The organism is Mariniflexile sp., assembly GCF_041583155.1.
Taxonomy (GTDB): Bacteria; Bacteroidota; Bacteroidia; order Flavobacteriales; family Flavobacteriaceae; genus Mariniflexile.
The window spans coordinates 1-17,292 of sequence record NZ_JBFHGK010000062.1; the positions used below are offsets into that span (position 1 = coordinate 1).

10 protein-coding genes are annotated in these 17,292 nt (G+C 35.4%); all 10 read left to right on the plus strand.

Annotation, left to right across the window (positions count from 1 at the left end; genetic code table 11):
• Window positions 1–465 (plus strand): hypothetical protein (locus tag ABYI63_RS15785; protein ID WP_372757718.1); only part of this gene is annotated, 465 nt, incomplete at its 5' end.
• Window positions 466–663: 198 nt separating this feature from the next.
• On the plus strand, window positions 664–2,784 hold the full coding sequence (locus ABYI63_RS15790; RefSeq protein WP_372757720.1) for a T9SS type A sorting domain-containing protein: 2,121 nt from the start codon (window positions 664–666) through the stop codon (window positions 2,782–2,784).
• A 156-nt stretch (window positions 2,785–2,940) separates the two neighbouring features.
• Window positions 2,941–5,031, plus strand: coding sequence for a T9SS type A sorting domain-containing protein (locus ABYI63_RS15795; protein WP_372757722.1), 2,091 nt, complete (start codon window positions 2,941–2,943; stop codon window positions 5,029–5,031).
• A gap of 331 nt (window positions 5,032–5,362) precedes the next feature.
• On the plus strand, window positions 5,363–6,349 hold the full coding sequence (locus ABYI63_RS15800) for a Kelch repeat-containing protein (protein WP_372757724.1): 987 nt from the start codon (window positions 5,363–5,365) through the stop codon (window positions 6,347–6,349).
• Window positions 6,350–6,376: 27 nt separating this feature from the next.
• Window positions 6,377–9,109 (plus strand): six-hairpin glycosidase, encoded by a 2,733-nt coding sequence (locus ABYI63_RS15805; RefSeq protein WP_372757726.1) that lies wholly within the window; start codon window positions 6,377–6,379, stop codon window positions 9,107–9,109.
• Window positions 9,110–9,252: 143 nt separating this feature from the next.
• Window positions 9,253–10,737 (plus strand): sulfatase-like hydrolase/transferase, encoded by a 1,485-nt coding sequence (locus tag ABYI63_RS15810; RefSeq protein ID WP_372757728.1) that lies wholly within the window; start codon window positions 9,253–9,255, stop codon window positions 10,735–10,737.
• A 382-nt stretch (window positions 10,738–11,119) separates the two neighbouring features.
• The gene (locus tag ABYI63_RS15815; RefSeq protein ID WP_372757730.1) at window positions 11,120–11,992 is read left to right on the plus strand and encodes a prolyl oligopeptidase family serine peptidase; all 873 of its coding nucleotides are present in this window, start codon (window positions 11,120–11,122) and stop codon (window positions 11,990–11,992) included.
• 5 nt (window positions 11,993–11,997) lie between these two features.
• Window positions 11,998–13,296: a right-handed parallel beta-helix repeat-containing protein gene (locus ABYI63_RS15820; RefSeq protein ID WP_372757732.1), complete on the plus strand. Its 1,299-nt coding sequence runs from the start codon at window positions 11,998–12,000 to the stop codon at window positions 13,294–13,296.
• A gap of 46 nt (window positions 13,297–13,342) precedes the next feature.
• On the plus strand, window positions 13,343–15,604 hold the full coding sequence (locus ABYI63_RS15825; protein ID WP_372757734.1) for a glycoside hydrolase family 3 N-terminal domain-containing protein: 2,262 nt from the start codon (window positions 13,343–13,345) through the stop codon (window positions 15,602–15,604).
• 315 nt (window positions 15,605–15,919) lie between these two features.
• The coding region (locus tag ABYI63_RS15830; protein WP_372757736.1) for a glycoside hydrolase N-terminal domain-containing protein at window positions 15,920–17,292 on the plus strand (1,373 nt) is incomplete at its 3' end.

The following is a 17,292-nucleotide window of genomic DNA, read 5'->3' on the forward strand; positions in this document are numbered from 1 at the left end:
AAGAATCTTCCAATAATTACAAAGGAAGAAGGTAAAGATTATCAAAAAGTTTCCATCACCCAAAACGGAATAACAACAGTTGTGTATTTTAATTTATTGGCAGATGGCCGATTGAAGCACCGAAATAGTTTAATAAATATAGAAGGTTGGGAAACCGACTCATATTTAACAGTTTTGAAATTTAAAGAAGGCGCAGACCAAAGCAATATTCAAAATATTGAAGAATTATTTATCGGACATGGAAGTTACTTGCGTCGCGATGGGCAGGTTTTAATCCATTCACTTTCTAAATACACGGCTTTGGTAGAGGATTTTCAATCAAATCAAAACGTAATCTTTCAAGGGCAACCAATCGCAACATTCAGTTTATTCAGTCCAAAAAGCAAATCATCTTTAACTGTTAATGCGAATGCTAAAAATGGAAGTTATGATGCTTCAAATAAATTAGTTAAAATTAAATTATAATCAATCATGATACATTTTTGAAAGTATTTTTTGTAACAAAAGATAAAAGAAAATAAAATCAGAAAAAGCACCTTTCTAATAGTTGGAAGGTGTTTTTTTTGTTTGGTGGGCTTTAAGTTATAGTCTTAGCAACATATGTTATAATTTGTAGAATTATTGATTTGTATTTTTGATACATACCAAAAAAACTAAATTTTTATGAAGAAAAAATACACTTTATTAAAAGCAATTGTTGTTGCTTTTGTTACGATGTTTATAAATCAGTTAGAGGCGCAAACCGTAACGGTAAATTCTTTAGAAGAGTTATTGCCTTATTTAAAGCAAAGCAATGTAGATATTAAACTGGCGCCGGGTGCTTATAGTATTACATTGTCAGATATAATAGCAGATAAATATTCCAATCCTTTGTTACTTTTTGAAGGATCAAATAACATCTATGATTTTACTGATGTAACTATAGAAGTAGAGATCGCTGTATTTTCAGGTTTAGGTAATGTGGATGCCTATTTTATTCAGATATTAGGAAATAATAATGTTCTTAAAAATCTAAAATGGGTCGAGACAGGAAATACTAGGCCAGTTAATCGCGCAACAACGATGGTAATAGACGGAAGGGACAACAGAGTAGAAGGTTTTCATGTAACGGTACGTGGGTCATACCCTTACGGTTATGGAGATGCTTTTGGAAAAGGCGGTACTGATACAGTAATTAAACATTATAAACACAGTGGGATTCTTATTCGTGGTTTGCGTAATCATTTAAAAGATTGTACAATTATTTCACGTTCGTATGGACACATTGTTTTTATGCAAGCAGCTAGTTATCCGAAAGTTGAAGGTTGTTACATAGAAGGCGAGGTGCGTTCTACCGATGATATGTTGGCAGAAACTTCAGGACCTGCTTATGATAAAGATTTTATGACATCTTGGGGGTATAGATTGCCACCTGGTTATACAATGAGTTTACAAGAAGAAGGAATTCGTGCTTACGATGCAGGAACTACTTTTATTGATGGTGAAGTGATACAAAGAGCAACAGACAACCCTACAGTAATAAATTGTACCGTTAAATATGCTAGGGGCGGTGTAACCTTATCTCATGCTAAGGGAACGAAATATGTAGAGAATTGCGAAACCATTGGTTGCGAGCAAGGATATGCTATAGGCTCTGGGACTATAGTTAATTCAAGGTCCGATGCACAATATGGGCCTGTTTATGGCACAGCTTATTCTTCAGACTCTGGTGTAACAGCCGATATTACCATATTGCCAAGCAGTACCGATGCCAATGGGAGTAAACAAATAGCTTACATTGGAGGAAAAAATCATAATTTAACGTTTAGGAGTAGTGAAACCAATCCCGACACAAATATGTATTTAAAAATGTCCGGGGTAAATTCTGGTGTTAGAAGCCTATTAAGTGATGGTAGTACTGGTGGTTTAACTTCAACCAATATTATAGTTAATAATTTAACTGGGTATACGTTATTAATGGATACAGAAACTACAGGAACCACAGGGAAATCATGTGGACCTGTTGTTGATAATGGTACAAATAATAACATATTAGGTTGTGATGAAGAACCTGTGGGTTTCCCAAACCCCAACAAAGCATATTGGTTAGGAAATAATAGGTATTTGGCTTTTGCAGCGGCTAATGGTGGCGATAACGCCTATTCAATACCTTATCATACTAGTATTGGAACGCCAGTACCTGATTTTACAGAATTTTTCCCTTCTGAAACGACAGCGTATTGGGTTTTTACGCCTGTTCAAGACAGATCAGGTTACTTTTTTATTGATTGTGTAGGTGGTGGTGAGAAACCCCGATTAACAGCAACTACTTCTAGTGGTTTACCGGTCATGTCTGCAAAAACGGTTATTGATGCTTCTGCACAATGGTCTGTTGTAATGCCCGAGAGCAGAACTACATTTCATATAACTAATGATTATGCGCGAATTATAGGTGCAAACACCACTTCAAACCAAATAATACTTTCTGCCACTAGTAATACAACCAATCAATCCAGATTTGAAATTGTAGAAGTGCCTAGTTATTCATTAAGTGTCATTGATCACAAGTTAGGAGAAGTTATAATCATGTATCCTGTACCAACATCAGGCATTTTAAAAATTGATTTTAAAAAGGCATTTGTGGGTAAGGTAGAGGTGTTGGATGTAACAGGCAAAACTTTTGTTTCAAAAAGTATAAAGAACAGTAATGTAGTATTAGATTTAACAAATTTTCCGGCTGGAATTTATATCGCTAGAATTCATTCAGGTGAAAGCGTCTTTACCAAAAAGATTGTAAAAAAGTAGTTAAATACAACTAAGCGCATCAGATAAAGCATCTTTTTAAATTTTTAAAGATGCTTTTTTTGTTATTAGGGTTTTAAGTTATAGTCGATGGAACATATGTTATAATTTTTAGAGGTATGGATTTGTATTTTTGAGAAATACTAAGAAAATGATATTATGAAGAAAAAATACACTTTATTAAAAACAATTGTTATCGCTTTTTTTGTGCTATTCATGCAGCAAGTAAAGGCACAAACCATCACCGTAAATAATTTACAAGATTTATTACCTTATTTAAAACAAAGTAATGTAGATGTTAAACTAGAGCCAGGCAATTACTCTGTTAGTGCATTTGATATTACCAACGGTAAGTTTTCTAATCCTTTGTTTCTTTTCGAGGGTTCTAATAGTACCTACGATTTTACTGGTGTTAAAATAAGTATAAATACTTTGGTGTTTACCAAATTTGGAAATGTTGATGTAAATGAATTTCAAATTTTGGGAAACAACAACGTGCTAAAAAATTTAACCATTGAAGATATCGGTAACGCAGTACCTAACAAAACTGCACAAAATATTATTATAGATGGTAGGGATAATAGAATTGAAGGTTTTCATTTAACACTTAGAGGTTCTTATCCGTATGGTTATGGTGATGCTTTTGGTAAAGGTGGAACGGGTACTGTTATTAAACATTATAAGCATTCCGGAGTCCTTATTCGAGGCCTTCGAAATCATCTTAAGGATTGTACAATAATTTCTCGTTCTTATGGACATATTGTGTTTATGCAAGCAGCAAGTTACCCGCTAATTGAAAACTGTTATATTGAAGGAGAAATGCGAAAAACAGATGATATGTTAGCAGAAACTTCAGGTCCAGCATACGATGTGGATTTTATGACAACTTGGGGGTACCGACTTCCTCCTGGTTACATGTTAAGTTTGCAGGAAGCAGGAATACGCGCTTATAATGCCGGAACCACTTATATTGATGGAGTAGAGATACAACGAGGAACCGATAATCCCACAGTATTAAATTGTACCATTAAGAATGCTAGAACAGGTGTGACTTTAGCGCATGCTACGGGTAAGAAATATGTGGAAGGCTGTACTGTTCTAGGTTGTGAAAATGGCTATTCAATAGGAGACGGAATAGTTGTAAACAGTGGTGCAGATGCTGTTTATGGTCCTGTTTTTCAAAGTACCTATAGTAGTGATAGTGGCTATAATGCAGATATTACAATTTTACCTCCAAGTGCCGAATATTACAATGGACATAAAGCGGTAGCTTATGTAGGAGGTAAAAATCATGATTTAACCTTTCGTTCGGATATAACCGATTTTCCTAGTGATTTAAATATAATGGTGTCTGGCGAATTGCAAAACTTAAGAATGATAAACGGAGCAAATCCGTCTCAAAATAATTTAACTTCTGAAAACATCAGTATTAGAAACCTAACTAATTTTCCTGTGGATTTGCATGAAGTTAGTAAAACAGTTACCGTTAGAGCCTGCGATATAAGTAATATTACAGACAACGGAACTAATGGATCGAATGTTATTGCGGCTATCGATTGCGACTCTCCAAATTTGGCTTTAACAGGTGCTGCTATCCAATCCTCAACAGCTTATGGAGGTATGGGAAGTAGAGCTATTGATGGAGATACAAACGGAAATTTTAATGCAAATTCTGTTACGCATACTGCTGTAGAAGAAGGTTCGTGGTGGCAAGTAAATTTGAGTTCTGAACAACCTATAGGTGATATAGTAATTTTTAATAGAACGGGGTCGCAAAGTTATATCGATAGACTTGCAGATTTCGCGGTTTATGTATATGATGCTAATGGAGCAGAAACATTTTTAAAAACCTTTAGTAACGATCCTCCAAACCCTTCAAAAACTATTGATGCTGGTGGTGCCTTGGGTAAAACTATTAAAATTGTTCAGTTAAACGATTCTAATGCATTGTCTTTGGCTGAAGTACAGGTGTTTTCAAAGGCTTTGTCTGTAAGTGAGGAAGTAACTCCTATCAGCTTATATCCTAATCCAGTTTTAGATGACCTTAATATTTCCTTGGTAAACACTAATTTAAATATTAATAATACCAATGTAACCTTATTAAATGTAAATGGGCAAAAAGTATTGGAAACCAAACCTGCAAATTCAACTGAAGTTAGGTTAAATTTATCAAATTTAAATTCTGGTATTTATCTTTTAAGAGTTAGTGATAATAATGTTACCATTACCAAGAAGGTCGTAAAAATATAACACAGCATTATTAAATATTTAAAATCTTTTCGATTAAATCTTCAAAAAAAGCTCGGTTTTACAACTGGGCTTTTTTGTTTGTGTCTATTATGGTTCAAATAACATAGAAATAGCATCATATGTTATATGAATTGCACCATAATTTAAAAAGGTTACATTGGTTTTATTATAATTTAGTGTCTTTAAACTTAACGTGAGAAAATGATTAATGTTTCGCAAATTTGAAACCTAATATAGATGTTTTTGAAGACATAATGTAATTTATAACTTCAGCATTCAAACGATATGAAGGCGGATTTCAATTGTAATTGATAAAATAAAAATACCTAAAATGCGCACAAATACTTTTCTAATTATATTTCTTTTATTGGGTCTATACGAAACAGCAATAGCTCAAGTTTTTGAAAATTATAGTTGGCAAACATTAGAATGCACAGGAGAGCCGGTAGCAAGACATGAGGCTGCATTTGTAGAGGTAAATGGGATGTTTTATTTATTGGGTGGTCGCCGTATCCAGGAAGTTTCCATCTTTAATCCTAAAACAAACACATGGACTTCAGGTGCTAAACCACCCCTAGAATTGCATCATTTTCAAGGTGTGTCTTATAATGGGATGATATATATTGTGGGTGCTCACTCAGGAAAATATCCACATGAAACACCAGTTCCAGATGTGTATAACTATAATCCTAAAAACGACAGTTGGTCTAAATGTTTTGAAATGCCCCAAGATCGTTTAAGGGCTTCAACTACAGCAAGTATTTATAAAGACAAATTGTATATAGCTGGAGGCATTATTGATGGGCATTGGGACCAGCATGTTACTTGGTTTGATAGTTATGATTTTAAAACACAAACCTGGGAGCGCCTGCCTGATATTCCACGCTATCGCGACCATGCAACATCGGTAGTTTGTAACGATAAATTGTATCTTCTTGGGGGCAGAGTTACTTCTGGAAAAATTAAAAAAGTTTTTGAATTAACGGTTGGAGAAGTAGATGTATTCGATTTTAAAACACGTACTTGGAGTACTATGGAACAGAAGGTGCCTACCCAACGTGCGGGGTGTACAGCTATAGCTATTAAAGATAAAATTTTATTTGCGGGCGGGGAAAGTACAGCTCAAAAAGAAGCGCATAATGAGTTAGAATGTCTAGACACCAAAACTGAAACCTGGAGTAGGCTATCGAGTTTGCCTGAAGGCAGACATGGTACGCAGCTTATTTGGTTCAATAAGAAACTTTACACGGCCTCGGGTTGTGGTAATAGGGGCGGATCGCCAGAATTAAAAACAATACTAAGTTTTAGTAAAATATAATCAACAATAAACAGATTAAATATAAACATGAAGAAGATCCTAATATTAATTGCATTCATTTCTTTGGGAAATTGGTCTAATGCTCAAATTCCACTTCCTAGTAATTTAGAACAAGGGTATCCAAGAATGTACATTACCCAAAAAGGGAAGAAGGATCTGCAAAAAACAATTAAAAATGAACTATGGGCTCAAGCAGTGCTCAACGGAATCCACCAAAGAATTGATAAATATGTAGTGCAGCATGTAACCGACCCAGAATGGATGGTGTCTCGTTTGCAAATGCATTGGAAAACTAAAGCTACCAATATTTATGTGGATGGTATTAACTATTCGCACGCCGATGGAGAGGCTCCTGTTCCTACCGTACGTTTTGTAGGTTCAAGAGATTATACCACCGTTTACGGCACACCTAAATTAGAAGATATTTTACCGTATATGGATGATCCTCGAGGCTTGTATTTGCCAAATAGAAGTAAAGAAGGAAATCCGTTTGAATGGGCCGATCCATCTAAAACCGGACGCGTTATCTATTCAATTAATGAACAAATAATAGAATTGGCACGCGATGCGGCTTTTGTGTATTGGTTAGAAAATGATGAACGTTATGCTAAGTTTGCTTACGATATTATGCATACTTATTTGGAAGGCATGTCGTATAGAAGTGAACCAATCGATCTGCTAAATGGGCATATTCAAACCCTAGTAGGTTTTACAAACTTTCAAGTGATACATGAAAGCGTTCTAATTGATGTTGCCGAACTTTATGATTATTTACATCAATATATAGAAGCATCGCATGCTGGCAATATTCCTATGTATGATAAAACTATAAAACGCTGGACAGACCAAATCATTAAAAACGGGGTGCCCCAAAATAACTGGAATCTACATCAAGCTAAAATTATTTTAAAAGCCGCCATGGTGTTACAGGATAATAAGCATTATGATGACAAAAAAGGGCGTGAATATTATATCAATTATATATTGAATGTAACTTCTGCTCGCCAATGGTCATTAAATAAATTTATGGAGTTTGCATACGATTTTAATACCGGAGTTTGGGCAGAATGCCCAGGTTATGCACAAGGTGTAACTAAAGACTTAACAACCTTTATTAATGATTTTGATAACACCTTCAATCATAACATTTTGCCATACACGCCAGTAATTCCGAAGGCGGTAAAAATGCTTCCTCAGTATTTATTTCCAAATGGGCAAACCGTTGCTTTTGGCGATTCAAATTATGGTGATATTAATACCGAAGCTATCTCAGATTTAATTCGTATCGCACAGAAAAACAAAGACGAAGCTCTGGAAAAAGAATTTACTGGTATGTATCGTTTATTTGGCAAAGATATGGAGCGTTCTGGAAGCGGAACTGTAAGGATGAAATCTGAAATTTCTTCATTTTTTAGAAGTAAACCCTTTGAAATGAATCCAAAATATCCAGCAGGAGATATAAAAGATTATATAACGCAAACCTTTTATGCGCCTAATGTAAGCTGGCATGTACAACGTATGGGAACAGGAAAAGATGGTATGATGGTGTCGTTAAATGGTTCTTTAGGTAATCATATGCACGCCAATGGCATTAATATGGAACTTTACGGAAAAGGCTTTGTACAAGGTGCGGATCCCGGGAAAGGTGCGGGTTATTTGCAACCAATTTATTTGGAGTTTTACTCCCAGTTTCCAGCGCATAACACGGTAATGGTTGATGGTGTTTCTTCGTATACGGAAATGTTTAGTAATCATGCATTTGATTTGATTGGTGAATATCCAAAATCCGAGAAAAAGGATGGTTACTACCCAAATATTACATTTTCCGATGTTTATTTTTTAGAACCTGAAACCAGAAGTGACCAAAGCCGATTGGTTAGTGCAATTAAAACGGGTGAAACTACAGGGTATTATGTAGATGTTTTTCGTTCTAGAAAGCAACGTAAAGGCGATAAATTTCATGATTATTTCTATCATAATTTAGGGCAAACAATGGAAGTGTTGGATGCTTCAGGAAATCCATTAGACCTTACACCATCAGAAGAAATGGCATTTGCAGGAGGGTATTTATATGCCTTCGACTACCAATGGGATAAAAAATCAATAAAAACCAATCAAGATTATCAAGCGCAATGGAAAATTGATAGACCAGAAGGCGAAGAAGATGTGTTTATGAATCTGTGGATGAAAGGTTCAGAGAATAGAGAACTCTTTTCACTTAAATCGCCACCAAACAAAGCTTTTAAAGGAAATTCTGGTTTGCCTTACGATGTAGATAAAGCACCTTATCTAACATTTAACGCACGTCAATATGGGGAGGCTTGGGAGCATCCATTCGTGTCTGTTTACGAACCATTTACTTCAACTGAAGGCAAAAGTATTGCATCGATAAAAAGTTTTGAAGATGAAAGCGGAAGTAAAGATTTTGTTGGTTTAAATATTATCAGCAAATCGGGAAGAGAAGATTTTGTTTTTTCTTCAACAAATAATAAAACAGCTAAATATAAAGACATTATTACAGATGCAACGTATGCCTTAATTGGTGTTGAGAAAAATGATGATTTTGTGTTGTTTATGGGTAAAGGAAAACAATTGAATGCCAAAGACTATAAAATCTCTGCATCCGAAATTGGAAACATTGTTTTAGAGTCCAAAAAGGGAGAACTTTGGTTGAATAACGAAGTTCCAGTAACTATTACATATAAAACCATAACTAAGACATTTGGTTCTGGAGATTTACGTAAAATTAAATTCGAATAGAAATTGAATTTCTGAAATTATCTATAGAACAGCCCAAATAAACGCTTTTTAATTTAATAATGATTACGCATATATAAATATTCACCTAAACAAACCAAATAGTATGATGAACTAATTCATAATACTTTTTAACTTTTACTAAAATGATTAAAAAAACATCTTTACTTCTAGTTTCCATATTTATAATAGTAAGCGTAGGCTGTGCTAATAAGCCTTCACAAAAAGAAATCAAAGAAAAAAAACAGCCAAACTTTTTATTCGTACTGGTAGACGACCAATCACCATTTGATTTAAAAACCTACGATCCTAACTCTATTTTAGAAACACCAAATATTGACAGATTAGCTAGCGAAGGTATTGTTTTTGAAAGTGCTCGACACATGGGCTCTATGAATGGTGCCGTATGCACACCTTCAAGACACATGATTATGTCTGGACGTACCGTTTGGCATTTACCGAGAAGTGCAGAATTTCAAAAAGATACCCTGTACAATGAAATAGATGATCAAACCATAGGAGCTGTTTTTAATAGAGCAGGTTACAAAACCATGCGAACTTGTAAAAAAGGAAATTCCTATCCTGGAGCAAACAGACAATTTACAGTAGTCAAAGATGCCACAAAAAGAGGTGGCACCGAAGAATCTGGTAGCGCATGGCACTCTAAACAAGTACTGGATTATTTAGCCGATAGAGAACAAGGCAAAGAAAAAGATCCGTTTTTCATTTACTTCGGGTTCTCACATCCACACGATACGCGTAATGGTACTCCAGAATTGTTAGAAAAATATGGCGCTGTAAACCACAAAGATGAAAACAGCTTGCCTCCAGCAAATCCTAAGCAGCCTCAGTTGCAAGATAATTATTTACTAAAGCATCCTTTTCATCATGGACACCCAGAACTTAGGGATGAAGAACGTGTAAGTGGCGTTTGGAAAAACAGAGATGAGAATACCATTAGAAACGAACTGGGTAGAGAGTATGCGTGTTCAGAAAATATTGATATTCAATTAGGTAAAGTGCTTAAAAAATTAGAAGCCATGGGTGAATTGGATAACACTTATATCATCTATACTGCAGATCATGGTATGGCTATTGGTCGTCATGGCTTACAAGGAAAACAAAATTTATACGAGCACACATGGCGCGTGCCATTCATTATAAAAGGCCCTGGTATTGAAGCTGGTAAGCGGAAGAAAGGAAATATTTATCTTTTGGATGTATTACCAACGTTATGCGATTTAGCTGGTATTGAAATACCTAAAACTGTAGAAGGAAAAAGTTTTGTGCCCGTTTTAAAAGGCGAAAAAGAAGTGGTTAGAGATGTTATGTACGGAGTGTATGCAGGTGGAACAAAACCAGGGATGCGTACTGTTAAAAAAGGCGATTGGAAACTGATAAAATATGATGTATTGGATGGTAAGGTTAGAGAAACTCAACTTTTTAATTTAAAAGAAAATCCAAATGAATATTTACCAGAGCATGGAAAAGCAAGTGAAATGGAAACAGATTTAGCTGAAAACCCAAAGTATGCCAAAAAATTAGCTGAAATGGAAGCGCTTTTACTGCAACAAATGGAGGCGCATGACGATCCATATCGTTTGTGGAATCAACCCAAAATAAATAATTAAGAAATAGAAAATAAGTTTAGCCATTGTACTTATAATTTTAACGCAATGAACTTGGTCTAATAAACACATTCTAAAAATACTAATGCGAAGTTTCCATTCATACAAATGCGAAAGAGTATTTGGTAATAGAGTCATCCGACTAAAAAACATAGGTTGATATAATCAATTTCAAGTTGAAGTTGCTATTGGTTTTATTGGGATGCTAATTTAAGGTTGTTATAAGAGTTAAGTTGTTGATAGTTTTGTGTTTGTGTGATATTTGTAGAATAGTTAATCAATTAAAATATTGAATATGTTTAGATGTCATTTTCAGATTAAAATTAACCACTTTTTAGGCAAAGTAATCTTTACTTTTATCTTAATTCTAGCTTGTCAAATCACAATGTTAGGTCAAACACCAGAAGAGAAAGAAATCCTGGATTCCTTTAAGAATAAACAATCATTAGTTTATAAAACGATAGATGGGAAGGAATTACAAATGACTATTTTTTATCCTGATAAGCCTAAAGTGCTTCAAAAAAATCCATGGATGTTACATGTCCATGGAGGAGGCTGGGCAGGAGGAAATCAATTCGTCATTTTAAAAAAGCCTTTTTTAGGAACTTTAAGAACTCTACTAGATAATGGGGTTGTGTGTGCAACAATAGAATACAGATTAGCCAGAGGAGAATCGAATGCTTATGATTCCGTGGTGGATGCTAAAGATGCAGCTAGGTTTCTCTTAAAAAATGCGGAGACATATAGATTAGACAAAGAAAATTATGGTGTTTGGGGAGGCTCTGCTGGCGGGCACTTAAGCCTGCTTACTGCTTTAGGTGAAAATGTAAATTTTAAAGGAGATTCAGAGTTGTCTAATTTTTATCCTAATTTTAAATGTGTTACATCCTATTTTCCATTTACATCTTGTTTAAACCCCGATTTAAGACCAGGTTCTATTTTTGAAGATGGAAAACTTTTTGTTCGACTTTTAGGAGCTCCTTTAGAAGAAAAACTAGAATTGGCAAAACTGCTTAGTCCAACCGAGCTTTTGGAAAATAATAGTCCACCAATATTATTAATTCATGGAGACAAAGACACGGTGCTTCCAATAATAAATTCTACTTACATGATGGCGGTAGCAAAAGAGAAAAACGCAAATGTGGAACTATTAACTATTAAAAATGCTGGCCACAGTTTTAAAGGAAATAATATAACACCTTCCATTGAAGAACTTAACGACTATGCAGCTCAATTTATACTTTCTCATCTAAAATAAAAAACATGAATATATTTAAATTAACCTTTCTATTAATATGTTTTTATGGTGTGCAATTGTGTGCACAAACTACAATACAAGTATCTTCTTTAGCAGCATTATGTGAAGCGGTACAAAATAGCAATCAACATATTGTAATGAAGCCTGGTAAATATGACCTTACCGAGCTTCCAAAGGATAAAAGAAAAATCATCTGTTCAGGTTCTAAAAATACTATTGACTTAACAGGAGTTTATGTAAATGCACCAGTAGGGTCTACAAAACAGACTTATATTGTTATTTCAGGTAACCAAAACACTTTTAAAGGAGGTACTTTTGAAGATACATATACCAGTGGTTTGGTTGAGGTAACAGACTTTAGTGCCTACAATCAAGAGCGATCTACCTTAGCAAGTGGTCTTAAAGGTCAAGCGGTTTTGGATGTAACTGGTGATGATAATCTGGTTTTAAATATAAAATTAACAGTAAGAGGTTCATTTCCGTATGGTTATGGAAGTATTTACGGTATAGGGCGTGATAATGTATTTGGTTTAGATAAACGTTGTGGAATTCTTTTAAAAGGCAAACGAAATACAATTGATAGTTGCGAAGTACAGCAAAGAGCATTTGGTCATGGTATTTATATGCAAGAGCCAGCTGATGAATCGGTTATAAAGAATACTTTGGTTGAAGGCAGAATGCGCCCAAGTGCCGATTTATATTTGGAAACCGATCCAAAAGACTTACCTGTTCGATCGGATTATAAATCAAATGGCAAACCGATTCCTAAAAATGTAATGTATCCGCTATCCGAAGATGGTATTAGGGTTTATACACACGGAGGAAGTGTTACAGTTGAAAATTGCACTGTTAAAAAAATGAGGGGAGGCATCAGGGCTTATTTAGCAAGCAGAGCAACGGTTATTAATTCAATAGCAATTGATTGTGGTGCTACAAATTTTAATATGCCTAAGGACGGAAAGGTAATCGGGTCTTCAGGAAACTTTGCTTATGCGCCATTAAATGATTTCAGATTGTCAAAATCAAATCAGGATATAGAGTTAACCATTCTTCCGTCCCCACATGCAGTCGGCGATCATAATGTTGCAGATATTTTAGGTAGTAATCATACAATTGTTTTTCACCGTACAGAAGGTCCTGTGGATACTAGTTTACGCCCTATCGTGGTGAAAGACAGTAATTCCACCATCAGAAATGAAACAGAATATCCTATTGTTTTGGAAGCATCTTCAAGTGGAAATACTGTTGTAAGTTTAGGCAAGGTTACAGACCATGGAACTAATAATAAAGTAACTCAGTTATAGGAGAAATTTAAAGGCTTAATTATCCAAATATCCTTCATAAAGCAATATGAAAAAAAGTTTATTCATTCTTGTGTTTTGCACCATAGCCGTTAGCTTCAATCGCTTACCTGAAATAAAATATAAACAGCCAGATTTACCTATTGAGGTTCGGGTTCAAGATTTGTTGTCACGTATGACTTTGGAAGAGAAAGTAGCCCAAATTAGGATGTTTCATTCTGGGCTTGGCGTACGTTTGGATAAAAATGATAATCTTGAACTTTCCGAAAATGTGAAAGGCAGGTTAAAGTATGGAATTGCAGGGATTAAGAGTCCTGGTGATTCATATAGCCCCGAAAAAGCCGCCATCTTAAATAACCAATTACAAGCATATATAATTAAAAACAACCGATTAGGGATTCCGGCCTTTTTCGTTACGGAATCTTATAGTGGTGTGGATGCGCACGGATGCACACAGTTTGGTAGGCCCATTTCATTATCATCAACCTGGAATACTGATTTGGTTAAACAGGTATATTATACAATCGGCCATGAAGCCAGATTACGAGGACTGCATTTAACACACTCCCCGGAAGCCGACATGGCACGAGACCCTCGTTTTGGACGTATGAGTGAAACTTTTGGTGAAGACACCCATTTGGTTTCGGAAATGATTGTAAGTTCGGTTACCGGCTTGCAAGATGATAGTAATGGGCTTACTAGTACACATATAGGTGCTGTTACCAAACATTTTGCGGGGTATGCACAGGTTTCTGGAGGTAAAAATTTTGCTTCAGTAGAAATTGCTCCACGAACATTAATGGATGAAATTTTACCACCGTTTAAAGCGGCCGTACAACGTGCAAATACACTTGGTATCATGGCCTCTCATGGAGATATTAATGGGGTGGCTTGTCATGCTAACCCTAAATTGCTAACCGAAATTTTAAGAAACGATTGGGGGTTTGAAGGCTATGTGGTTTCCGATGCTAACGATATTGGACGTTTACATTATTTTATGAAGGTTGCTGAAACCCCCGAGGATGCTGCCCGACTAGCTCTTACTGCAGGAGTAGATGTAGATTTGTACGCCGATGATGCTTATGCGCTCTTGCCTAAAATGGTTCAAACAGAACCCGGTCTCATAAAATATATTGATGAAGCCGTTAGACGTGTGTTGCGTACTAAATTTAAACTTGGTTTGTTCGAAAATCCATATACCGATGTTGAGAAAGCTAAAGAAATTACACGCAATAAGGTAGCAAAGAAATTGGCTCAGCAGGCCGATGAGGAATCTATTATTTTATTAAAAAATGACAATAACATTCTTCCATTAGATCGAAATAAGAAAGTCACGATTGCTTTAGTTGGCCCGGTGCTTAATGAAAATACAAAAACTTACTTTGAAACCATTTCAGGAGCCAATATTAATTTTATAGAAGAAAAAGGCTTTAAACTAACCAATGGCGATGGAATCACACCACTTTTAACACCAGAAAGTGAAACTTTAGTGGGAATAAAACAAATTGTTGAAAAAGCGAAACAATCGGATTTGGTAGTGTTATTTGTTGGTGACGATAAATATACTTCAAAAGAAGCCTATTTTAGTGGTGGTTTAGGTGATAGAGATAATATTGATCCTGTGGGTCAGCAAGATGAGTTATTACTTGAATTAAAAAAGTTGGGTAAACCAGTAATAGTTGTTTTAAAGCATCGTAGAACCCTTTCTATTAATACGATTGAAGAACATGCGAATGCCATTCTCGATTGTTGGGAATTAAGTGAATTTGGCGATTTGGCAGTTGCAAGAACCCTTTTTGGCGAAATTTGTCCCTCAGGAAAATTACCAGTAACAGTTCCTCGTGATATTGGACAGTTGCCAATTCATTACAGTCAGAAGGAAATAAATTACAAAAAAGGCTACCTGTTTTCTAATAACGAACCTTTATTTCCATTTGGTTTTGGATTGAGTTATACATCATTTCAATATTCAAACCTTGAACTTTCTGATACAGCTGTGGGAAAACATGATAGCATTGCTGTGAGCGTTAATGTAAAAAATACAGGAAACAGAACCGGGAAGGAAGTCGTTCAACTTTATATTAAAGATATAGCGGGTTCCGTGGTAAGACCAATAAAAGAGTTGAAGGCGTTTCAGAAAATTGAATTGAAAGCAGGAACATCGCAAAAAGTAACATTCACCATAACTCCAGAAATGCTTGAGTTTACTGGATTGGATATGAAACGAGATGTAGAACCAGGACAATTTCAGGTGCAGGTAGGAGGGGCGTCCAATCAGGTTTTAACCAGTCCTTTTACAATTCTAAAATAAACGAAATCATTTTAAACTTTTCTGTTTTCATTCATTAAAAAAGAAAGGGACTATAACTGTTCAATTCAAGGATTTTAAAATTTAATTCTTGGCAATAGTGCTTTGTGTTTTTAAAGGGCGGATCATTATTCGTTTTTTAATAATCCTTAAGCCCCTTTTCTTGTCTCTAGCTCAATGTTTTCAGTGTAATAGGTTATAATTTAGTAGTAATGAACTATAATTTATAGTCTAATACATACGAAATAATAATTTTGTTACTTAATAGATATTGAATAGAGTAAGTAGTAAGTTTTTAAATAGAAAAAGTTAAAACAGATGAAGCACGTATTACGCATTTTAGCTATTGTATTTTTTGGAGTCTTAAATTGTAACGCCCAGGAAAAAGACGCCTTGGTACTATGGTATGATGCTCCGGCAGCCGATTGGAATGAAGCACTTCCACTCGGAAATGGTCGTTTAGGAGCCATGGTTTTTGGAAGTCCTACAAACGAAAATGTTCAGTTAAATGAGTTAACATTATGGGCTGGAGGCCCTCATAGAAACGACAATCCAGATGCTAAAGAAGCACTTTCAGAGGTTAGGGAATTATTATTTCAAGAAAAATATGATGAAGCCCACCGTTTGGCGGATAAGACGTTTATTTCAAAAACATCACACGGGATGCCTTATGAAACCGTGGGAAATTTAAGGTTGAATTTTGAAAATCAAGAAAATTTTTCAAATTACTATCGTGAATTGGATATTGAAAAAGCCATTAACACAACTACTTATACCGTGGATGGTGTTGCGTACAAACGTGAAATTTTCACTTCTTTTTCCGATCAGGTGATTGTAATGAAAATCACCGCAAATAAAAAAGGTAAAATTAGTTTTACGGCCACTATGGACCGACCAGAACCTTCAAAAGTGTCACTTTTCACCGAAAGCAATAACGTACTAGTGATGACAGGTTTTGGTAGTGATAATAAAAATAAGCGCTTACCAGACGAATCTCCAGCCATTAAAGGCGAGGTGGAATTTGATTCCAGAGTTAAAATCGTTCCAGAAGGAGGGAAGGTAATAGCCGCTAACAATCAATTAAACGTGTTAAAAGCAAACAGTGTAACGCTTTATATTTCTATAGCTACGAATTTCGTAAACTATCAGGATGTGAGTGCCGACGCCCATAAAAAGGCGGCAGATTTTATAACTAAAGCTGAAAAGAAAAATTACAAACAGTTGGTAAACGATCATACTAATTTTTACCAAAGCTATTTTAATAGAGTGTCTTTGGATTTAGGCACTTCCGATGCTGCAAAAAATCCAACGGATGTTAGAATCAAAGAATTTAGTACGGGGTTCGATCCTTCATTGGCGGCATTGTATTTTCAATTCGGCAGGTATTTGCTAATTTCTTCGTCACAGCCAGATGGACAACCAGCTAATTTACAGGGCTTATGGTGTAATGATTTAACACCTCCTTGGAAAAGTGCTTATACTGTAAACATCAATACCCAAATGAATTATTGGCCTGCAGAGGTTACCAATTTATCTGAAATGCACGACCCGTTAATTCAAATGGTAAGAGAATTATCGGAAGCAGGAAAAGAAACGGCCAAAGTGATGTATGGCGCTGATGGTTGGGTTACGCACCATAATACCGATTTATGGAGAATTTGTGGTCCTGTAGACGGAGCTACATGGGGCAT